General features: G+C 72.7%; 19 protein-coding genes and 2 pseudogenes. 14 read left to right on the forward strand and 7 right to left on the reverse strand.

The genetic code is table 11. The features are described 5' to 3' along the window. Positions 1–11: 11 nt before the first annotated feature. The gene (locus AB0M80_RS40470) at positions 12–1,505 is read left to right on the forward strand and encodes a CoA-acylating methylmalonate-semialdehyde dehydrogenase (RefSeq protein WP_364575526.1); all 1,494 of its coding nucleotides are present in this window, start codon (positions 12–14) and stop codon (positions 1,503–1,505) included. 62 nt (positions 1,506–1,567) lie between these two features. After that, complete coding sequence (locus tag AB0M80_RS40475; RefSeq protein ID WP_364575528.1) at positions 1,568–1,927, forward strand: hypothetical protein; 360 nt, start codon at positions 1,568–1,570, stop codon at positions 1,925–1,927. Here the strand turns inward: AB0M80_RS40475 and AB0M80_RS40480 are convergent. Next, entirely contained in the window at positions 1,924–2,490 is a 567-nt protein-coding gene (locus AB0M80_RS40480; RefSeq protein ID WP_364575530.1) for a TetR/AcrR family transcriptional regulator, read from the reverse strand. The genes AB0M80_RS40475 and AB0M80_RS40480 overlap by 4 nt on opposite strands. 194 nt (positions 2,491–2,684) lie before the next feature. On the opposite strand from AB0M80_RS40480, the gene AB0M80_RS40485 reads away from it, so the two are divergent. The 5 genes from AB0M80_RS40485 (at position 2,685) to AB0M80_RS40505 (ending at position 9,335) form a co-directional block, all read left to right on the forward strand. After that, positions 2,685–3,137, forward strand: a complete 453-nt coding sequence (locus tag AB0M80_RS40485; RefSeq protein ID WP_364575532.1) for a (2Fe-2S)-binding protein — start codon at positions 2,685–2,687, stop codon at positions 3,135–3,137. Continuing rightward, positions 3,124–4,086, forward strand: a complete 963-nt coding sequence (locus AB0M80_RS40490; RefSeq protein ID WP_364575534.1) for a xanthine dehydrogenase family protein subunit M — start codon at positions 3,124–3,126, stop codon at positions 4,084–4,086. The genes AB0M80_RS40485 and AB0M80_RS40490 overlap by 14 nt, the downstream gene beginning before the upstream one ends. Beyond that, a complete protein-coding gene (locus tag AB0M80_RS40495; RefSeq protein ID WP_364575536.1) occupies positions 4,083–6,257 on the forward strand; it encodes a xanthine dehydrogenase family protein molybdopterin-binding subunit in 2,175 nt (724 codons plus the stop codon). The genes AB0M80_RS40490 and AB0M80_RS40495 overlap by 4 nt, the downstream gene beginning before the upstream one ends. 199 nt (positions 6,258–6,456) lie before the next feature. Beyond that, positions 6,457–7,887: a carboxylesterase family protein gene (locus AB0M80_RS40500; RefSeq protein ID WP_364575538.1), complete on the forward strand. Its 1,431-nt coding sequence runs from the start codon at positions 6,457–6,459 to the stop codon at positions 7,885–7,887. A 170-nt stretch (positions 7,888–8,057) separates the two neighbouring features. After that, positions 8,058–9,335, forward strand: coding sequence for an ATP-binding protein (locus AB0M80_RS40505; protein WP_364575540.1), 1,278 nt, complete (start codon positions 8,058–8,060; stop codon positions 9,333–9,335). Between the two features lie 121 nt (positions 9,336–9,456). On the opposite strand, the gene AB0M80_RS40510 is transcribed toward AB0M80_RS40505, so the two are convergent. From AB0M80_RS40510 to AB0M80_RS40525, 4 genes are all read right to left on the reverse strand, one after another. Beyond that, positions 9,457–10,140 carry a GNAT family N-acetyltransferase gene (locus AB0M80_RS40510; RefSeq protein ID WP_364575542.1) on the reverse strand — a complete coding sequence of 228 codons (684 nt, stop codon included), beginning with the start codon at positions 10,138–10,140 and terminating at the stop codon, positions 9,457–9,459. 70 nt (positions 10,141–10,210) lie between these two features. Then, positions 10,211–10,843: a hypothetical protein gene (locus tag AB0M80_RS40515; protein ID WP_364575544.1), complete on the reverse strand. Its 633-nt coding sequence runs from the start codon at positions 10,841–10,843 to the stop codon at positions 10,211–10,213. An 81-nt stretch (positions 10,844–10,924) separates the two neighbouring features. Beyond that, positions 10,925–11,332, reverse strand: a complete 408-nt coding sequence (locus tag AB0M80_RS40520; protein ID WP_364575545.1) for a VOC family protein — start codon at positions 11,330–11,332, stop codon at positions 10,925–10,927. An 82-nt stretch (positions 11,333–11,414) separates the two neighbouring features. Then, positions 11,415–11,969: a hypothetical protein gene (locus tag AB0M80_RS40525; RefSeq protein ID WP_364575547.1), complete on the reverse strand. Its 555-nt coding sequence runs from the start codon at positions 11,967–11,969 to the stop codon at positions 11,415–11,417. 293 nt (positions 11,970–12,262) lie between these two features. Here AB0M80_RS40525 and AB0M80_RS40530 point away from each other — a divergent pair. The 3 genes and pseudogenes from AB0M80_RS40530 to AB0M80_RS40540 all read left to right on the forward strand — a co-directional run bounded on the left by AB0M80_RS40530 (position 12,263) and on the right by AB0M80_RS40540 (position 15,444). After that, positions 12,263–12,702, forward strand: a pseudogene (locus AB0M80_RS40530) (helix-turn-helix domain-containing protein). A 25-nt stretch (positions 12,703–12,727) separates the two neighbouring features. Next, positions 12,728–13,287: pseudogene (locus AB0M80_RS40535) on the forward strand (ABC transporter permease); the annotation flags it as partial. Between the two features lie 36 nt (positions 13,288–13,323). Continuing rightward, positions 13,324–15,444: a transglycosylase domain-containing protein gene (locus AB0M80_RS40540; protein WP_364575549.1), complete on the forward strand. Its 2,121-nt coding sequence runs from the start codon at positions 13,324–13,326 to the stop codon at positions 15,442–15,444. 1 nt (position 15,445) lies between these two features. Here the strand turns inward: AB0M80_RS40540 and AB0M80_RS40545 are convergent, their stop codons facing one another. Then, positions 15,446–15,871, reverse strand: coding sequence for a nitroreductase/quinone reductase family protein (locus AB0M80_RS40545; RefSeq protein ID WP_364575551.1), 426 nt, complete (start codon positions 15,869–15,871; stop codon positions 15,446–15,448). Between the two features lie 158 nt (positions 15,872–16,029). Between AB0M80_RS40545 and AB0M80_RS40550 the strand changes: the two genes are divergently transcribed. From AB0M80_RS40550 to AB0M80_RS40565, 4 genes are all read left to right on the forward strand, one after another. Then, positions 16,030–16,470, forward strand: coding sequence for a zinc-ribbon domain-containing protein (locus AB0M80_RS40550; RefSeq protein WP_364575553.1), 441 nt, complete (start codon positions 16,030–16,032; stop codon positions 16,468–16,470). A 596-nt stretch (positions 16,471–17,066) separates the two neighbouring features. Beyond that, positions 17,067–17,501 (forward strand): single-stranded DNA-binding protein, encoded by a 435-nt coding sequence (locus AB0M80_RS40555; protein WP_364575555.1) that lies wholly within the window; start codon positions 17,067–17,069, stop codon positions 17,499–17,501. 172 nt (positions 17,502–17,673) lie between these two features. Then, positions 17,674–17,967: a hypothetical protein gene (locus tag AB0M80_RS40560; RefSeq protein ID WP_364575557.1), complete on the forward strand. Its 294-nt coding sequence runs from the start codon at positions 17,674–17,676 to the stop codon at positions 17,965–17,967. Between the two features lie 638 nt (positions 17,968–18,605). Further along, positions 18,606–19,616, forward strand: a complete 1,011-nt coding sequence (locus AB0M80_RS40565; RefSeq protein ID WP_364575558.1) for a pirin family protein — start codon at positions 18,606–18,608, stop codon at positions 19,614–19,616. Here the strand turns inward: AB0M80_RS40565 and AB0M80_RS40570 are convergent. Next, positions 19,590–20,435 carry an alpha/beta hydrolase gene (locus tag AB0M80_RS40570; RefSeq protein WP_364575559.1) on the reverse strand — a complete coding sequence of 282 codons (846 nt, stop codon included), beginning with the start codon at positions 20,433–20,435 and terminating at the stop codon, positions 19,590–19,592. The two genes, AB0M80_RS40565 and AB0M80_RS40570, sit on opposite strands and share 27 nt — an antisense overlap.

Here is a 20,435-nt window from a genome sequence, read left to right on the forward strand (position 1 = left end):
GTAGGAGCACCGTGAACACCATCGAACACTGGATCGACGGCACCCCCACGCGGGCGGGTTCGACCCGCACGGCGCCGGTGTACGACCCGGCCACCGGGCGGCCGCAGGCCGAAGTGCTCCTCGCCGAGCCGTCGGACGTCGACACCGCGGTCGCCGCCGCGAGCAAGGCCTTCGAGTCGTGGGGCGACTCCTCGCTGTCGCAGCGCACCAAGGTGATGTTCGCCTTCCGCGAGCTGCTCGTGCAGCACGAGGACGAGCTCGCCCGGATCATCTCGAGCGAACACGGGAAGGTGATCGAAGACGCCCGCGGCGAGATCGTCCGCGGCCGCGAGGTCGTCGAGTACGCGTGCGGCATCGCCGACGCACTCAAGGGCAGCTTCTCCGACCAGGTCTCCCGTGACGTCGACGTGCACGACTTCCGCACGCCGTTGGGCGTGGTCGCCGGGATCACGCCGTTCAACTTCCCGATCATGGTGCCGCTGTGGATGCACCCGATCGCGATCGCGACCGGCAACACCTTCGTCCTCAAGCCCAGCGAACGCGACCCGTCGGCCTCGAACCTCGTCGCACGGCTGTACGCCGAGGCCGGGCTGCCCGAGGGCGTCTTCAACGTCGTGCACGGCGACAAGGTGGCGGTCGACGCGATCCTCGGGCACCCGGACATCGCGGCGGTGTCGTTCGTCGGCTCGACCCCGATCGCCAAGTACGTGCACGAGCGCGGCACCGCCGCCGGCAAGCGCGTCCAGGCCCTCGGCGGCGCGAAGAACCACGCGGTCGTCCTGCCCGACGCCGACCTGGAGTACGCCGCCGACCACCTCACCGCCGCCGCGTTCGGCTCGGCCGGGCAGCGGTGCATGGCGATCTCGGTCGGCGTCGCGGTCGGCCCGGCCGGCGACGAACTGGTGGAGATCCTCGAACGCAAGGCCCGCGAAATCCGGGTGGGCCCCGGCACCGACCCGGCCAGCGACATGGGACCGGTCGTCACCGAGGCCGCCCGCGAGCGCGTGGTGCACTCCGTCGCCCGCGGCGCGGAGCAGGGCGCGAAGGTCGTGGTCGACGGCCGCGATCTGAAGGTCGACGGTTACGAGGAGGGCTTCTTCGTCGGGCCGTCCCTGCTGGACAGCGTGACCACCGAGATGGACGCCTACCGCGAGGAGATCTTCGGCCCGGTCCTGGTGATCGTCCGCGCCGAGACGGTCGACGAAGCGATCGCCGTCATCAACGCCAACCCGTACGGCAACGGCACCGCGATCTTCACCGGCAGCGGGGAGGCGGCCCGCAAGTTCCAGCGCGCGGTGAAGGTCGGCATGATCGGCGTCAACGTGCCGATCCCGGTTCCGATGTCGTACTACTCCTTCGGCGGCTGGAAGGACTCCCTCATCGGCGACAGCCCCATCCACGGCCCCGCGGGCGTCCGGTTCTACACCCGCGCCAAGGTCGTCACCACCCGCTGGCCGCACCCGAATGCCACCACGGCGGCGTTCACCTTCCCCACGTCCAGCTGAGGCAACCGGAACATCTTTCTCCGGTTTCCGGTACCGTGGCGGCAGCCCCGAAGGAGGCAGCCGTGGGATACCGAGGCCCGCTCCCGAAAAACGCGGTCCGCCGCGTCAACACGTGCGTCGGCACGCTCCGGACGTCCCCGCGCTGGGGACGGCTGGTCCGCCGCCACCTGACCCAGGTCACCTACACGGGCCGGCGGTCGGGACGCACCTTCAGCACCCCCGTCGGCTACCGGCGCAGGGGTGACGTCGTCACGATCGGCGTCCGGCTGCCCGACGCGAAGTCGTGGTGGCGCAACTTCACCGGCGACGGCGCTCCGCTGACCCTCGACCTCGACGACGCCGGCCGCACCGGCCACGCGGTGGCGCGCCGCGACGAAAAGGGCCGGGTCACCGTGACCGTCCACCTCGACGGCGAAGCCTAGCGGGCCATCCCGTGCCAGATGAGGTCGGCGAGGCTCGCCGCTTCGCTGCGCCAGTCGCCGTCCGGGTCGAGCAGCAGCAACCCCGCCAGGCCGCGCAGCACCACCAGCGGACCGAGGTCCGGCCGCACGGTCCCGGCCTCGACGTTCGCCTCCAGCAACGTCGAGATCGCACCGACGAGCGCCTCGTAGGCGTTCGCGGGCAGCTCGCCCCGGGACGCCGTCGCGCGGCGAAGGGCGTCGGCCAGCCCCTTCTTCGTCATCATGTAGTGCGCGAGGTGGTCGGTCACCCACACCCGGAACGCTTCTTCCGGAGCGTGCTTCTTCAGCAGCACCGGCACGATCTCCACGATCTGCCGGACCTCGCGCCGGTAGACCGCCAGGATCAGCGCCTCGGGCGTCGGGAAGTGCCGGTAGACGGTGCCGACGCCGACCTCGGCCTGCTTCGCGATCGCGTTGAACGAGACCTCGCCCGTCTCGGCCAGCGACGCCGCGGCCGCCACGAGGATGCGCTCGTGGTTGCGCCGGGTGTCCGCGCGCCGGGGACTGACCGATCCCGTCGTCATCGTCCCTCCCGGTGCTCGTGCCGTCCTGGTGAATCTAGCCGAGGGCTGGAGCAACTCCAGCGTGCGCACTTCGTTGCGAAGCGGATTGTAATCCGCTAGCCTCGCGACCGAGTGAAGCGGATGAGTATCCGCTCCCCTGACACCGCCCCACCACACCGTCGGGCTGCCCGCCCGGCTCCGCGGAAAGAGACCAGTTGGACATCTCACTCGAAGTCAACGGCAGAACCGAACAATTGGACGTCGATCCCGGCGTGACCCTCCTGGACGCGCTGCGCGAGCGCCTCGCCGTCACCGGCCCCAAGAAGGGCTGCGACCGCGGGCAGTGCGGCGCCTGCACCGTGCACGTCGGCGGCAAGCCCGTGCTGTCGTGCCTCACCCTGGCCGCGACCGTCAAGCAGCCGGTGACCACCGTCGAAGGACTGTCCACAGAGGACGGGCTGCACCCGGTGCAGCAGGCGTTCGTCGACCAGGACGCCCTGCAGTGCGGGTTCTGCACCGCCGGGCAGATCATGTCGGCGGTCGCGGCCGTCGAGCAGGACGTCGAGGACGTGCGGGAGTTCATGTCCGGCAACCTCTGCCGGTGCGCGGCCTACCCGAACATCGTCAAGGCCGTCGAGCAGGCGAGGCGGGCCGATGCGTCCCTTTGAGCTGACCGCACCCACCACCGTCGAAGCGGCGGTCGCCACGCCCGGCACCTACCTCGCCGGCGGGACCACCCTGGTCGACCTCATGAAGCTCGACGTCATGACGCCGCAGCACGTCCTGGACATCAACGAGGTGCCGCTGCGCGGCATCGACACGACCGACGGGCTGCGCTTCGGCTCGCTGGAGCGGATGAGCGCGATCGCCGCGCACCCCGGCGTCTACCCGGCGATCTCGCGCGCGCTGCTGCTGAGCGCGTCCCAGCAGCTGCGGAACATGGCCAGCATCGGCGGGAACCTGCTGCAACGCACGCGCTGCTCGTACTTCCGCGACGTCGCCATGCCGTGCAACAAGCGTGTTCCCGGCAGCGGCTGTTCCGCGATCACCGGCGCGAACCGGATGCACGCGATCCTCGGCACCAGCGAGTCGTGCGTGGCGACGCACGCCAGTGACGTCGCCGTCGCCTTGGTCGCGCTCGACGCGCGCCTGCGGCTGGCGGACGCGACCGGCACCCGCGAGGTCGCGCTCGACGGCTTCTACCGGCTGCCCGGCGACACCCCCGCCGCGGAGAACGACCTGCGCCCCGGTGAACTGATCACCGAGGTGATCGTGCCCCGGCTGGACTGGGCCGCGAACTCCACCTACGTCAAGGTGCGCGACCGGCAGTCCTACGAGTTCGCCCTGTGCTCCGCCGCCGTCGCACTGGACGTCCGGGACGGGATCGTCGCCGACGCCCGGATCGCGGCCGGCGGGGTCGGGACGGTGCCGTGGCGGCTGACGGGCGTCGAAGCGGCCCTGCGGGGCGCCCCGGCGACCCAGGCCACGTTCGAAGAGGCCGCGGCCGTGGCGGCCGACGGTGCGCGACCGCTGTCCGAGAACGGGTTCAAGGTGCCGCTGCTGAAGCGGACCATCATCCGAGCGCTGCTCGAACTGACCGAGGGGAGCTCCCGATGATCACCCGGCTGGACGCGCCGCTGAAGGTCACCGGCGAGGCCAAGTACGGCGCCGACCACACCTTCACCGGCATGGCCTACGGCTACGTCGTGCTCAGCACGATCGCCCACGGCGAGATCGAGGCCATGGACGCCACCGCGGCGAAGAGCGCACCCGGCGTGCTCGAGGTCTACACGCCGTTCGACCCGCTGACGCTGCAGACGCCGAGCATGCCGCCCTTCGGCGAGACGTGGGTTCCGTTGCAGGACAAGGAAGTCACCTACTACGGTCAGCCGATCGGCTTCGTCGTCGCGGAGACGTTCGAGCAGGCCCGGGACGCCGCGGCCCTCGTCGAAGTCGCCTACCGAGAGCGGCCCGCCCGGACCTCGCTCACCGAGCACCTGGACACGGCCGAAATGGCGCCACCAGGCATGGACGGCGCTCCCCCCGAAATCGAGGTGCTCGAAGAAGGCGTCGAATCCTTCGACGCCGCCTTGGCCGCGAGCCCGGTGGTCGTCGAAGCGACCTACACGACCGCGACGCAGAACCACGCCGCGATGGAGCCGCACTCCGCGGTCGCGGTGTGGGACGACGGCGAGCTGACCGTCTACAGCGGAAACCAGGCGTCCCACATGCAGGCGGCGGAACTGGCCATGGCGTTCGAGCTGGCCCCGGACACCGTCCACGCGATCAACCCGTTCGTCGGCGGCGCGTTCGGCGGCAAGGGGCGGACGTCCACGCCGGCGTTCCTGGCCGCGGCGGCGGCCCGCGCCCTAGGCCGGCCGGTGAAGGCGGCGCTCGCCCGCGAACAGGTCTTCACCGCGACGGCCGGCCGGGCCGCGACGGTCCAGAAGCTCACGATCGGCGCCGAGCCGGACGGCACCCTGGTCGCCCTGCGGCACGACTCGTGGTGTCACACCGACACCGCCCGGTCGTTCGTCGAACCGACGTCGCACGGCACCTCGCGCGAGTGGTACGCCACCAAGAACCTCTCGATCACCCAGCGGATCGTGCCGCTCAACGTCCCGCCGACCACGTTCATGCGGGCCCCCGGCGAGGCCCCCGGCTCGTTCGCGCTGGAGAGCGCGATCGACGAACTCGCCGTGAAGCTGGGCATGGACCCGATCGAGCTGCGCGTCCGCAACAACTCGACCGCCCCGCCCGGCCACGACCTGCAGTGGTCGAGCAAGCACCTCGACGAGTGCTTCCGCATCGGCGCGGACCGCTTCGGCTGGGCGCACCGCCCGGCGGGCATGCGCACCGACGGCGACTGGCTCGTCGGCACCGGTGTCGCCACCGCGGTGTTCCCCGCCTTGCGGTTCCCGGCCACCGTGGGCATCACGCTGCGGGCGGACGAAACCGCCGTCGTCGCGACCAGCGGCGCGGACCCCGGCACCGGCCTGCTGACCGTGCTCTCCCTGGTGGGCGCCGAATCGCTGGACATCCCGGCGGACCGGATCACCCCGCGCCTCGGCGACTCGGCCCTCCCGCCGGGCGGCATGTCCGGCGGCTCGACGGCGACGGCGAGCGCCGGCACGGCGATCATGCTCGCCGCGACCAAGGCGATCGACGAACTGACCGCGCTCGCCGCCGACCCCGGCGCGCCGTTCGCCGGGCGCCAGGTCACCTACGCCGACGGCCGCGTCTTCGCCGACGGCGACTCGATGACCTTCGGCGAGCTGCTGCGGGCCGTGGGACGCGAATCGCTCGAGGTGACCGGCACCTCGGCGCCCGGCGAGGAGATGACCAAGCACTCGTTCGCCTCGTGGGGCGCGCAGTTCTGCGAGGTCCGGGTCCACCAGTGGACGCGCGAGGCCCGCGTGTCCCGGATGCTCGGGGTGTTCGACGCGGGCCGGATCATCAACGACAAGGCGGCCCGCAGCCAGCTCATGGGCGGCATGATCTGGGGCGTGTCGGCCGCGCTGCACGAGGGCCTGGAGATCGAGGCGAACGGCCGGCTCGCCAACGGCGACTTCGCGAGCTACCTGCTGCCGGTCAACGCCGACATCCCGGAGGTCGACGTCCACTTCGTGGAGTACCCCGACACCCTGCACAACGCGGTCGGCGCGCGGGGCCTCGGCGAAATCGGCACGGTCGGCATGGCGGCCGCGGTCGCCAACGCCGTGTACAACGCCACCGGCATCCGGGTCCGGCACATCCCGATCACCATCGAGGACCTCCTCGAAGGCTGAAGCCGCGGGCGGGGCGTCGACGGCGCCCCGCCCGCGGGGCAGCCGGAATACACGGCGTCTTCGCCCGCTCGGCACCGGCGGGCCGGGCGCCGTTATCCATCCGCGACAACGCCGGAGACGATCCGCCCATGACGGCGGCCCGTCCGCGGTCCTAGGCTGACGGGCGCTTCCCCCGAAAGTCCACGAAGGGACCCTCCGCATGACCGACCCCGTCGTCCCCACCACGTCCGGCGCGGTCCGCGGTCAGGTCACCCCCGCCGGCGTGGCGCTCTTCCGCGGCATCCCCTACGCCGCCGCGCCCGACGGCGAACTGCGCTTCGCCGAGCCCGTTCCGGTCCAGCCGTGGGAGGGCGTCCGCGACACCCGGAGACCCGGGCCGACGGCGCCGCAGCGCCGTCACGACGTGCCCGGCCTCGACCTGACCCCGCTCACCGGCACCGGCTGGCGCCCGGGGCCGGAGTACCTCACGGTCGACGTCTGGACCCCGCAGCCGGGCGCCGCTTCGCTGCCGGTGCTGGTGTTCGTGCACGGCGGCGGGTTCATCGGGGGCACCGGGTCCGCCGCGGTCCACGACGGCACCGCGTTCGCCAGGGCCGGCGCGGTACTGGTGACCGTGCAGTACCGGCTGGGCATCGACGGGTTCCTCCCCCTCGACGGCGGCGCGACCAACCTCGGGCTGCGCGACCAGCTCGCGGCCCTGCACTGGGTCCAGGAAAACATCGCCGCGTTCGGCGGCGACCCCGCCAACGTCACCCTCTTCGGCGCGGCTTCCGGCGCGGTCAGCGTCGCCTGCCTGCTCGGATCGCCGCTGTCGCCGGGGCTCTTCCACCGCGCCATCGTCCAAAGCGGACACCCGGACATGGTCCGCGACGGCGTCCAGGCGCGACGGCTGGCCAAGGTGGTCGCCGACGAGCTGAAGGCGGAACCGACCGCGGAGGCACTCCGGAAGGTGTCGACCGAGCAGCTGCTCGACGCGCAGGACGCCGTCCTGCGGCCGGGCGGCGCGCCCGATCTGCGCGACGCGCTGGGGTACGACCGCGGGTACGGGCTGAGCCCGTTCCTGCCGGTGGTCGGCGACGACGTGCTGCCGCAGCACCCGGGCAAGGCGATCCGGGCGGGCGCCGGGCGCGACGTCGACCTGATCGCCGGCAGCTGCAGCGAAGAGATGCGGCTCTACCTCGTGCCCACCGGCGCACTCGAAGCGGTCACCGACGACCAGGCCGTGGCGTCGCTGGCGGTGTCGCACCCCGACCCGGCCGGCGTGCTGACCGCCTACGGCCTCGGCTCCGGCCGGACGGCGGGCGAGGTCCTCGTCGAAGCCCTGACCGACCTGGTCTTCCGGGACGGGGTGCGCGACCTCGCCGAGCACCACACCGGCCGGACGTTCCGGTACGAGTTCGAATGGGGCTCGCCCCTGCTCGACGGCAGGCTGGGCGCGTGCCACGGGCTCGAACTGCCGTTCGTGTTCGACGCGCTGGACGTGGTGTCCGGGCCGCGCGGCCTGCTCGGCGAGAACCCGCCGCGGGAGCTGGCCGACGACCTGAACGGCGCCTGGCACCGCTTCGCCACCACGGGGTCGCCGGGCTGGCCGGAGTACACGGGCGAGGACACGATGTTCCACGCGTACTGACCGCGGCGGCGCGCCGGCGGCCCGCCGCACCGCACCGCTCGATCACCGGATCACGAACCGGTTTCCCCCCTTGCTCCAGCGGGCTGGCTCCGCGCCGGGACGGTTGACTATCCCCCCGCCGCGCTGCCAGGCTCAGGCCGCCCGGACGGCCGGATGAATGGGGACCACCGATGCCCGAGGCGGGCTCTGCCGCACCGCCGCGCACCTTCGTCCGCACGCTGGTCCGCAGCGGCACACCCGCGGAGCCGGCCGAGCCCCTTCCCGACAGCGGCGACCTCACCGCCGTGGGGGACGCGACGCTCGCCCGGGCCTCGCGCTACTGGGTCCTGGTCCCGCTGGCGTACCGGATCGCGGCGTTCGTCAAGGTGTTCATCGGGTTCACCGCCGCGAACGGCGGGCTCGGGCTCGGGCCGGTGCTGGGCGCCACCGCGTTCGCCGTCGCCGCCAACACCGTCGCGGCGGTCTGGGTGCTGCGCTCGGGCGGGCTGCGGGCCCGCGTCACCGGCCGCGCTCTCAGCCTCGACCTGGCCGTCGGCGTCGTGCTCAACTTCGTGGTGGCCATGACGGCGCCGGCCGCGGTGCAGCCGTTCGCCGTCGACGTCTCCTGGACCTGGCTCGTCGGCGCGGTCGCCATGTGGGCGGGCACGTCCGGGCTGCCCGCGGCCCTGTGGCTGTTCGCGGCGGCGGTCCCGCTCCGGGCGGCACTGACCCTGGCCGGCGGCGTGCCACTGGGCAACCAGCTCGCCCTCACGCGGTCGATCGGCTGCCTGGTGGCGCTGGCGGTGGCGATCGTGCTCGCCGTGGCGATCCTGATCCTGCTCGGCGTCGGCACGCGGTTCGCGGTGGACATCGGGCTGCGGCGCGGGCGCGAAGCCGAACGCCGCCGGACCCGGCGCATCATGCACGACAGCGTGCTGCAGACGCTCGAAGCGCTGGCCATTTCGGCGCCGGGGGACGACGCCCAGGCCGCCGCGCGGCTGTCGGAGCTGCGTTCGGTCGCCAAGGCGGAAGCGGCCGAGCTGCGCCGCCGGATCACCGAGCCGGTGCCGAGCGGGCCGACCCGGAGTTTCGCGGTCGAACTCGCCGACGTCGCCACCGAGCTGACGCGCGACGGCCTGCGCACCCAGCTCGTCGCCGCGGACTTCGCCGACGAGAACCAGGTTTCCCGGGACCGGCGCACCGCGTTGGTCGAAGCGGTCCGGGAAGCCTTGCGCAACACCGTGAAGCACTCGGGGACCAAGCAGGTCGTGCTGCGCGTGGAGGAGCGCGACGGCGGGATCGCGGTGGTGGCCCGGGACCAGGGCCAGGGCTTCGACGTCCGCGACCGGCCACCGGGCTTCGGGATCAGCCAATCCATCGTGGCGCGGCTGGCCGAGGTCGGCGGGCACGGCACGGTGGACTCGCAGCCGGGCCGCGGCACCCGCGTCACGATGTGGGTCCCCGGCTGAGACGTCCGCTGCGCTCGGGCCGCGGCGGCCGGCCGACGAGTCCGGTTCGGACACGCCGGTCTCCGCCGAGCTGGCCGGAGCTGCTCGGGCTCTGCGACCGGATCTGCGCGCCGGCCGGTGCCTAGACCGCGAGCGGCACCCGGACCGCCACGAAGTCCGGCCGGCGCCGCAGGGCGAAGCCCAGGGAGAGGTAGAGGCGGATCGCGGAGGTGTTCTCCGCCGCCGCGTGCATGATCGGGGTCTCGCCGCGCTCGCGGATCCCCGCGGCCACCGCGAGCACCAGCCGCGTCGCGAGGCCCTGCCCCCGGTACGCCGGGTCCGTGCAGACCGCGCTGATCTCGGTGTACCCCGGCGGGTGCAGCCGCTCGCCGGCCATCGCGACCAGTGCGCCGCCCCGCCGGATGCCGAGGTAGGTGCCGAGCTCGACGGTCCGCTTCCGGAACGGGCCCGGCCGCGTCCGCTCGACGAGGTCCAGCATCTCCGGCACGTCCGCGGAGCCGAGCCGCACGGCCTCCGGCTCCGGCGCCGCCGCGACGCCTTCGTCGACCAGCTGCACGCCGGGGATCTCGTCGAGCACCTCCCACCCGGACGGCGGCCGCGCGGCGGGGGCGGCGAGCACGACGACCGCCCCCGGCCCGGCGAGCCCGGCGACGTCCAGCCAGTCCTGCTCGCCGGGGTCGTCGGGCAGCGCCAGGAACGGCGCGACGTCCTCCGGGTAGCGCAGCACGCGCCCCCGTCGTTCCGCGAAGCCGGCGTGCGGGCCGGTCAGGGACGCCAGGGTCGGGTTGCCGAGCGGTGAAGCCATGGCTCCAGCATGCGGACCCCGGCGGCGGACCGCCGCCGGTCCCACATCCTGGGTGGGGGCGCCTGCTGTCTCAGCCGACCGTGGTCAGCTCTTCGTCCACGAGCACCTCGGACCCGGCCGACACCACCAGCCGGCCGCCGCCGACCTGGTAGCGGTAGTCGCCGTTCACCGCGACGAAGCCGTCGCCCGCGGCCTGGGCCGGCAACATGATGTGGGTGTCGTCGGAGGCCGCTTGCCCGCGGGCCTGGCCGTCGTAGAAGATGCGGCCGTCGGGGATCCGGCAGATCGTGACGAGCGACTTCGCGGTCTGCGCCACGAGCAGCGCCGTCCCCGCGCCGCCGGGCAGGTAGCGCGCGGCGTCCCCCGGGCACGGCTTGCCCGTCGAGGTGCTCGTCGACGTGCTCGTCGTCGGTGTGCTGGGCGGGACGGCGCCGTTCGCCGTCGTGACCACGGTCTTGGTGGTCGGCAACTCGGGCGTCGTGTACTGCGGGAACGGGCCCGACGCCGACGGCGACGGCGAGTCCCGGGTGAACAGCAGGACCCCGCCCACCGCGACGCCGGCCACCACCATCAGGGTCAGCAGCACCCACAGCGCCCGCGCGCGAGCCCGGCCCGGGGCCAGCCCCGCGCAGGTGCCGCAGCGCCGGGCCGCGGGGTCGTTGACCGCGCCGCACTGCGCACACGTCCAGGGAAAACCCGCCATCGGGCCTCCTTCGGCCCGGCGCCACGCCACGCCGGTGCCTCCATCGTCACCGACGAGGGCACCGGCTGCAACGGCTCGTGGCTAGCCGTGCACGACGTTGACCATCCAGGGGATGCCGAACTTGTCGACGCAGGCGCCGAATTCGTCGCCCCACATCTGCTTTTCGAACGGAACCGTCACGGTGCCGCCGTCGCTCAGCTTTTCCCAGTAGCCGTGCAGGTCGTCGGCGTCGTCCCCGCTGAGGCTCACCGAGATGTTCGTGCCGGGGTTGTGCTCCATCCCGGCCGGGGTGTCCGACGCCATCAGCGTGAAGCCGTTCTCGGCCTCCAGCTGGGCGTGCATGACCTTGTCCGCGTCCGCCCCTTCGGGCGAACCGAATTCCCCGAACGTGTTGAGGGTGAGTGTGCCGCCGAAGACGCCCTTGTAGAACTCCATGGCCTGCCGCGCGTCGTCGCGGAAGCTCAGGTAGGGGTTGAGACGAGAAGCCACGGCCATCTCCTTCGATCGGACGAGAGCAGCATCCTCGCAGAACACCCGGGCTGCGCCAATCAGCGGATTTTCAGCGCGCCGGTCAGAGCACGAACCGCCGCTCGGCGACCGGTTCCATCGGCAGCGCGCCGTGCAACGCGGCCCGGGCGCGCAGCTCCAGCGCCCGGTCGAGCGGCCGGCTTCCCGGCGCCGCGGTGTGGAACGTGCCGCGATCGAACAGGTACACCAGCGCGAGCTTCGCTTCGCGGCGCCCGGCCGGCTCGGCGAACTCGACGGTCGCGAACCGCAGGCAGCCGCCGTAGCCCGCCCTGGCGAGCCGGTTCGCGACGTCCACCAGATCGCCGGTCAGCACGCGCAGGTCGTGGTTGCGGCGCCAGCACCGGACCGTCGAGCGGCCGTGGAGGTCCTGCGTCACCAGCGGGTGCACCGGCAGCCGCGCCGACGTGGCGGCGATCACCTCCGCTCGGGTGCGGGCCAGCGCGTCCCCGTCCACCTGGAAGTCGACCGTGCCGCCGCCGGTGGGCGTGAGACCGAGCGCGGCACGCATCCGCGGGGCGGCCGCGGCGAGGGTGTAGAGGGACTGCAGGTGCGGGCGGGAGGTCCAGCACCGGACGAGCTTGCTGTCCAGCAGGGTCACGACGAACGTTCCTATTCTCATCTCGGAAGACGGCCGGACCGGGCGCACTGGCAGTGTCCACTGTGGACGTCAGACGCGGGGTCGCGGGGTCGGAGAGGACAGCATGCGCCCGCGCCGGGAGTTCCGCAGCGGAACCGGGCGACTACGCGGCGAACGGCACCGGGCCGCCGCCGAACGGTCATCGGTGAAGCAGTTCAGCCGATCAGCGGTATCCCTCGCCTCACGCGGTTCGCCCGACCCGGCCACCAGACATTGAGCATTGCTAATATCTGAGTCAGAGTTACATGGAGTCCATGACCGACCTCGCCGACCGGCTGCTGGGCGCCGTCCAGGGGATCCGCCGGGTGGTGCGCCGCCGGATCCGCGCCGGCGTGCCGGGCCCCCGCTGCCCGGCGCCCAGGTCGACCTCCTGCGCGTGGTGGCCGACCACCCCGGCATCGGCGTCGCCGCGGCCGCACGCGAACTGCACCTGGCGAACAACTCGGTCAGCACGCTGGTGAACCAGCTCGCCGACGCCGGGTTGCTGCGCCGCGAGGCCGATCCCGCCGACCGGCGCGCGGCCCGGCTGGAGATCACCGCCGCGGCCGCCGACCGGATGGCGGCCTGGCGCCGCGCCCGGACCGGGCTCGTCGCCGACGCCCTCGCGCAACTGTCCGGAGAGGACATCACGGTGATCGAACAGGCGTTGCCGGCGCTCGAGAAGCTCATGGGCATCCTGAAGGAGCAACCATGACCGAACCCGCGGCGGTGCGCTGCACCGGTCGGCGTTGTTCATCGCGATCTTCTACGGCATCCAGATCATCTGGGAGCGCGACGCGGGCGTGCTCGCCAAGCTCCTGGTGACCCCGACGCCACGCGCGGCGCTCGTCGCGGGGAAGGCGTTCGCCGCCGGGGTCCGCGCGCTCGTCCAGGCGCTGATGGTGCTGGTACTGGCCGCGGTCCTCGGCGTCGGGCTGACCGCGAACCCGCTGAAGCTGCTCGCCATGGCCGCCGCCCTCGTGCTCGGCTCGGCGTTCTTCTGCGGCCTGTCCATCGTGATCGCCGGGATCGTGCTGTCGCGGGAGCGGCTGATGGGCATCGGGCAGGCGATCACGATGCCGCTGTTCTTCGGCTCGAACGCGCTGTACCCGGTGGACTTGATGCCGCCGTGGCTGAAGGTGCTCAGCCACGTCAACCCGCTGAGCTACCAGGTCGACGCGCTGCGCGGCCTGCTCATCGGACACCCGCCCACCTCGGGACGGACTTCGCCGTGCTGGCCGTGGCGACGGTGGCGGCGATTTCGGTCGCCTCGGCCCTGCTCGGCCGGTTGGCCCGGTGAGGCACACGTCTCACCGAACGGAAGCTTCATCTCCCGATGCCTAATCTGGCATTCGTGAAACGTCGCCGGGGCGTGGTCCCTTTTGCCGGGTTGTGTGTGCTCGCCGGAATTCTGGTGGCCGGGACGGTGGCGCCCGCCGCCATCGGGGCGGGCCTGCTGTCGAATCAGGTCAGCGATTCCGTGAACGCCATTTCCGCGCAGCTCGCCGCGGCCGATCCGCCGTTGACCACCACGGTCACCGACCGCGACGGCACCCCGATCGCGACGCTCTACGCGCAGTACCGCCTGCCGGCCACGGCGGCCGGGATCGCGACCACGATGAAGGCCGCGATCATTGCGATCGAGGACCGCCGCTTCTACACCGAAGGCGGCGTCGACCTGCAAAGCATGCTCCGCGCGGCGGTCAACGACAGCGCCGGCGGCGCGCTGCAGGGCGCGTCGACGATCACGCAGCAGTACGTCAAGAACTACCTGATCAACGTCGTCGACCGGACCGACCCGGCGGCCCAGCAGGCCGACCGCGAGGATTCGCTCGCCCGCAAGCTGCGGGAGGCGAAAATGGCCGTCGAGCTCAACGACACGACGAGCAAGGACGACATTCTCGCCGATTACCTGAACGTCGTGGAATTCAGCGGAATGGTGTACGGGGTCGGCGCGGCGGCAAAAGCGTATTTCGGGACGACAGCGGACAAACTGACCGTGCCACAGGCGGCGCTGCTCGCCGGAATGGTGAACAACCCCAGCGTCTACAACCCGTACACGCACCCGGGCAAAGCGCTGCAGCGCCGCAACCTCGTCATCGACGACATGGTCACCAACGGCTCCATCCCCGCCTCGTACGCGGCGACAGCGAAGGCGGCCCCGCTCGGCCTGCTGCCGGACGGGCCCGTCACGCCGTCCGCCTCGTGCCTGGGCGCGGCGCCGGACGCCGGGTTCTTCTGCGCCTACGCGGAGAGCTACCTGGTGCACGCCGGGTTCACCGCCGACCGGCTGGCCACCGGCGGGTACACGATCAAGACCACCCTCGACCCGCGCGTCTCGCAGGTGGCCAAGGACGCCGTCGACGCGAACGTGCCGACCACCCAGGACGGCGTGGCCAACACCTTCGCCGTCGTCCAGCCGGGCCAAAGCGGGCACCAGGTGCTCGCCATGGTCGCCAACCGCGACTACGGCACCGACCCGGACCGGGGCGAGACGTCGACGGACATCGTCGCCGACGCGAGCAACGAGTTCGGCGCGGGTTCGTCGTTCAAGATCTTCACCTCGGCGGCGGCGCTCGTCACCGGGAAGGCGGGGCTGAACACCCCGCTGCCCAACCCGGACGGCCAGTGCTTCGCGCCGCCGGACGCCGACAGCCACACGGCCTGCTACACCGTCCACAACGACGGCCACTACGCGGATCCGATCACCCTCGCCGACGGGCTGGCGACGTCGCCGAACGTCGCGTTCGTCGGGCTCGAGAGCCAGGTCGGGATGCCCGCCGTGCTCGACATGGCGGACAAGCTCGGGCTGCGGAACACCCTCGCGACCAACGACGCCGGCCGCACGCCGGACCCGAAGTCGGGCAACCCGCAGTACAGCGAGCCGCAGTCGCAGTACTTCCGGAACCTGCTGTCGTTCACGCTCGGCAACAGCCCGGTCAGCCCGCTGGAAATGGCGAACGTCTCGGCGACGCTGATGAGCGGCGGCGTGTGGTGCCCGCCGAACCCGATCCTGTCGGTGACCGACCGGAACGGCAACGCCGTTCCGGTCGGTCAGCAGGCGTGCGAACAAGTCATCCCGACGGGCGTCGCGAACACCCTGGAAGCGGGCCTGAGCAAGGACACCACGAGCGGCACGTCCGCCGAAGCGGCCCGCGCGGCCGGCTGGACCCGGCCCGACATCGGCAAGACGGGCACGACCCAGCTGAGCGAATCGGTCGCGTTCGTCGGCGGTGTCGACGACTACGCGGTGTCGTCCATGGTCTTCGCCGACGGGCCGCACCCGCGCGAGATCTGCCCGGGCCCACCGGTGCACCTCGGCGCCTGCGGTCACGGCGCGTTCGGCGGCACGGTCGCGGCGCCGCCGTACTTCCACGCCATGAGCCGGCTGCTGGCCGGGGTCCCGGACCGGCCGATCCCCGCGGCCGACCCGGCGTACCTGGCGGCGCGGCCGTGAGCTACCGCGGTTCGAGGAAGACGAGCGGGATCTCGCGCTCGGTCTTCGTCTGGTACTGCGCGTAGTTCTTGAATTCGGCGGCGATCTTCGGCCACAGCTGCGCGCGCTCCCCGGCGTCGGCGATCCGGGCGTGCATCGGCCGCTTCGGGCCGCCCTTCAGCGAGACCTCGACGTCGGGGTGGTCGCGCAGGTTGAGGAACCACGCGGGGTGCGTGTCATCACCACCCCGCGAAGCGACGACGACGAGCGTTTCGCCCTCCTGGTGCGGCGAAGTCAGCAGCACCGACCGCGGCTGCCCGCTTTTGCGGCCGATCGTGGTCAGTTCCAGGACGGGCATGGCGACCTGCCACCCCACCCGCCCACCGGTGAGCTTGATCAGGCCGCGGTGCACGGCATTCATCGTCTTCAAGGTGAAGTTGCTCGGCATGATCCCAACCTAGCCCCGGGGCCGTTCGGCGCCGCGGTACGGGCCGAATGTCCCGTTTGCCGGGTCTTGGTCCGATCAGATCGGCAAAACCGCCCCGGCGAGCACCCATGGTGTGCGAGGCTGCGCGGCGAACAAGAGGACCGAAAGAGAGAAGACCGATGCTGATCTGGGGCTGGCGTACACGGATCTACGTGCTGGCGATGACGACCTTCTTGTGCGGCCGGTGCGGCAACCCCGCTTCGCACGCGGTGCGCAAGGCGGTCACGAAGTTCACGCTGTTCTTCATCCCGCTGTTCCCGATCAGCGTCAAGTACACCGCGCAGTGCACGTTCTGCGGGATCGAGAACCGCATCCCGAAGGAGGACGCCGTCCGCCTGCAGGCGCAGGAGGAGCAGGGCCAGGCCCAGCAGCAGGCGGCACCGGGGTACCCGCCGCACCCGTCGCAGCCGCAGGGCGCTCCGCAGGCGGGGTTCCAGCAGCCGCAGGGTTTCCAGCAGCCGCAGGGTTTCCAGCAGCCGCAGCACCCCTCCCAGCCCCAGGGTCTCCCGCAGCAGGGTCAGCACCCCCAGCAGGGACAGTTCCCGCAGCAGGGCCACTAGACCAGGACCCGGCGGTCCGACGAGCGATCCGGACCGCCCGTGCAGCCACTCACTGCCGTCCGCCCACTCGCGCGGCTCCCGCTCGGCCGCACCGGGCCCGGCATCTCCCCGCCGATCGGCAATTCCCGCTGGGCACGCGCGGCCACCGCGTGCGCGCCCAGCCGGGCCGCGTTTCCGACGGCACGGGTCCGCCCGCATGGGCGACGTCCCGCGCAAGACCACCCGTCCGAGTGAGATCCGCGGCGGCGTGGCCGGCCGCCCTCCCGCGCGCGGGCAGGGCCCGCCTGGTCCTCGCACGCGGCCCCGGACGCAGCCACTGCCGCGGTCTGCTCCCGCGCACGTCCGCCCAGCGTGTGGTCGCTTTCCAGCGCCGAGCGCGTGGCCTCTTCGAGCGCGCTCGCGACCAGGTCGTCCAGGTCCGACGGGCGGTGGGTGAGCGTCACGAGCTCCTTCTCGAACGCCGTCGGCGTGGCGCCAGGAAACCCACCCGGCCGGGTGGCGGCAGCTCGTCACGCCGGCCCGGAATTGTCGGTCCCCCGTGCTCTCCTCATCGGCGAGAGCGGTGCACCCCGCACCCGGAGGAGAAGGAGAGACCGATGGCAGGCGAAACGACGGTCACCGTGATCGGCAACCTGACCGGCGACCCCGAACTGCGGTTCACCCCGGCCGGCTCGGCGGTCGCGAACTTCACGGTCGCGAGCACCCCGCGGGTGTTCGACCGCGAGTCCGGCGCCTGGCGCGACGGCGACCCGATGTTCCTGCGCTGCAGCCTGTGGCGGCAGTACGCGGAAAACGTCGCGGAGTCGCTCGTTCGCGGCACCCGCGTCGTCGTCCACGGCCGGCTGAGACAGCGGTCGTACGACACCAAGGAGGGCGAGAAGCGCACCGTGACGGAGCTGGAGGTCGACGAGATCGGGCCGTCCCTGCGGTACGCCACCGCCAAGGTGACCAAGACCAGCCGCGCGCCGGGCGGCGAGGGCAGCAGTTCCTGGACCCCGGAACCGGTGGCGGTGGGCAACCCGCCGTTCTGATCCCCATCCGTTCGCGGCCGGCCTCCGAACGCCCGTTGACGGGGGTTCGACCGGTGCTGGACCGCCTGCGGTGACGATGAGGGGACGCTCCGGCCGGGCCCGGTGTCGAAATCCCGCCCCCTGATTCGACGCATGGGTAGACGAGGCCGAACCACGAGCGGGAGGGACCGACATGAACGGGAACGAGAAGACCGGCGCACCGGCGGCGGCGCAGCCCGTGGTCAACCACCGGATGCGGGCGATGCTCCGAGCAGTCGGCGCCGGCCGCGGCCGGGTGTCCTGCAGCAGCGAACCGGACCTCTTCATCGACGGCCTGTCCTGCGGCGACCAGTTCGCGGCCCACGCACTGGCCCACCTGGGCCTGGTCCGCGCGGCCCGCCCCGGACGCCCCGGCGAGCTAGTCCCGGCCATCCTGACCCCGGCCGGCCACGCCATCATCACCGCCGACCAAAGATCGGCCGCCTGACCAGGCGACCGGCGCGATCTTTGACAACTCCACAAAGCAACCGGCACCCGCACGGCCATCGAGTTGGCGGCAGAGAGCCGCGCTCCTCTTCGGCAGCGGCGCCCGAGCCCGCTGCACCGCGACCGGCCCGCCCGGCAGCAGCGCTCAGCCCACACCAACCACGACCGGCCCGCCCGGCAGCAAGGCCCAAGTCCGCTGCACCGCGACCGGCCCGCCCGGCAGCAACACTCAGCCCGCGGCAACCACGACCGGCCCGCCCGGCAACAGCGCCTGCCGAGCAGCAGCGCCCAGCCCGGATGCCCCGCATCCCGGTCCGCCCCCGACGCGCCCGAACCACCCCAGCGGCCACACCTCGGCCCACCCACCCGCGCAGCCGCAACCCGGCTCGCCCGGCAACCGCGCACGGCACCAGCACCTCGCCCGGCCCGCGACCGCGCCGAACCACCCCAGCGGCCACACCCCGGCTGGCCCGGCAACCCCGCCCGCCACCCAGCAGCCCCACCCCGCCAACCCCGCCACCCAGCAACCAAACCCCACCCGGCGAGCCCGGCGACCCACCACCCGGCCGCGCCCCACCGCCCGCCACCCGTGACCCCGCCCACCACGCACCGGCGACAAACGCGACTACCGTGGCCGATATGAGCAACACCGAGGCCGCCCCCGCCGAGCTCGCCTGTGGCGACCGGCCGGCGGCCACCGACCCGGACCGCCCGGCCGTCGAGGTCCTCACCCCGCGCGAGGTTCCGCTGGGCGGCCCGCGGGCCATGCGGGTCCGGCGCACCCTCCCCCAGCGGTCGCGGTCGCTGATCGGCGCGTGGTGCTTCGCCGACCACTACGGCCCGGACGAGGTCACCGGGCCGGGCGCGATGGACGTCGCCCCGCACCCGCACACCGGTCTGCAGACGGTGAGCTGGCTGTTCGCCGGCGAGATCGAGCACCGCGACAGCCTGGGCACGCACGCGATGGTCCGGCCCGGCGAGCTGAACCTGATGACCGGCGGGCACGGCATCTGCCACTCGGAGGTCTCGACCGCGGCCACGAAGACGCTGCACGGCGTCCAGCTCTGGGTGGCGCTGCCCGAGCGGCATCGGCACGCGGCGCGGGCGTTCGACCACTACGTGCCCTCGGTGAACCGGATCGAAGGCGCGGAGATCCGGGTGTTCCTCGGGTCGCTGGCCGGCCGGACGTCCCCGATCCCGACGTTCACCCCGCTGCTGGGCGCAGAAGTCGTCCTGGGCCCGGACGCCCACATGTCCCTCGGCGTGGACCCCGGCTTCGAGCACGGCGTCCTGGTGGACACCGGCGATGTCTTCGTGGCCGGCACGCGCGTCCGCGCGGCGGAGCTGGGCTACGTCGGCACCGGGATGCGCTCCTTGACCCTGAGCAACCGCGGCACCGCCCCGGCCCGCTTCCTCCTGCTGGGCGGCACCCCGTTCGACGAAGAAATCGTGATGTGGTGGAACTTCGTCGGCCGCACCCACGAGGAGATCGCCGCGTTCCGCGAAGCGTGGCAAGCCGAGTCGGACCAGTTCGGCCGGGTCACGGGCTACCCGGGCACGCCCCGGCGCCTGCCGGCACCGGCGCTGCCGGCGGTCCGCATCAAACCCCGCCGCAACCCGGTCTCAGGCCAGAAACCCGCCCACAGCTGACCCGAAGGCGGGCGCGTCGTCCAGCCACGGGTAGTGCGCGGCACCGGGCAGCACGACGGCGTGGCCGTCCGGGAACAGTCCGGCGAAGCGGGCGGCGATGGCCGGGCTGGCGATCCAGTCCAGTTCACCGGCCAGCACCAGCACCGGCGCGGTGACGGCGCCGAGCGCGGCACGGGTCGTCTCGGGTTCGAAGGCGCCGGCGGAGTTGTAGATCCGGGCGGCCGCACCGTGGCGCTGACCGGGTTCCCCGGCCTGGTGCCGCCGGGACGCAGCATCCCAGCGGCCGTAGTACAGCGGTGCGAAGGCGGCCCAGTCGGCGCTGGTCGCCGTCTTCGCGGCGATCGACTCGTAGGCGGCGGTCGCGGCGGCGAACCAGGGAGCACCGGCTCGCCGAGCCATGATCCGCCGCCGTTCGTCGACCGGCAGCTCGAAGCCGACGGCCCGCGGGCTCGGCGTGATCAACGCGAGCCGGCGCAGGCGCTGCGGGTACCGCGCCGCGTACCGGACGGCCAGGCTCGCCCCGGCCGAGTGCCCGAGCAGGTCGAACCGTTCGAGGCCGAGGTGTTTGCGCAGCGCCTCGACGTCCTCGACCTGGCGGTCGCACCGGTAGGTGGCGGGGTCGGCGGGCTCCTCGGAGTCACCGGTGCCCCGCAGGTCCAGGACGGCGACGCGCCGCCGAGCGCTCAACCCGCCGAGATCCCCGAGGTAGATCCCGGCCCGCATCGGCCCACCGGGCAGGCACACCACCGGAGGCTCGGTACCGGAACCGGAGAGGCGAAAGGCAAGCCCGGTTCCGTCCGGCGCGGAGAAGATCGCCAC

It is taken from the genome of Amycolatopsis sp. NPDC051045 (genome assembly GCF_040682955.1).
GTDB lineage: Bacteria > Actinomycetota > Actinomycetes > Mycobacteriales > Pseudonocardiaceae > Amycolatopsis.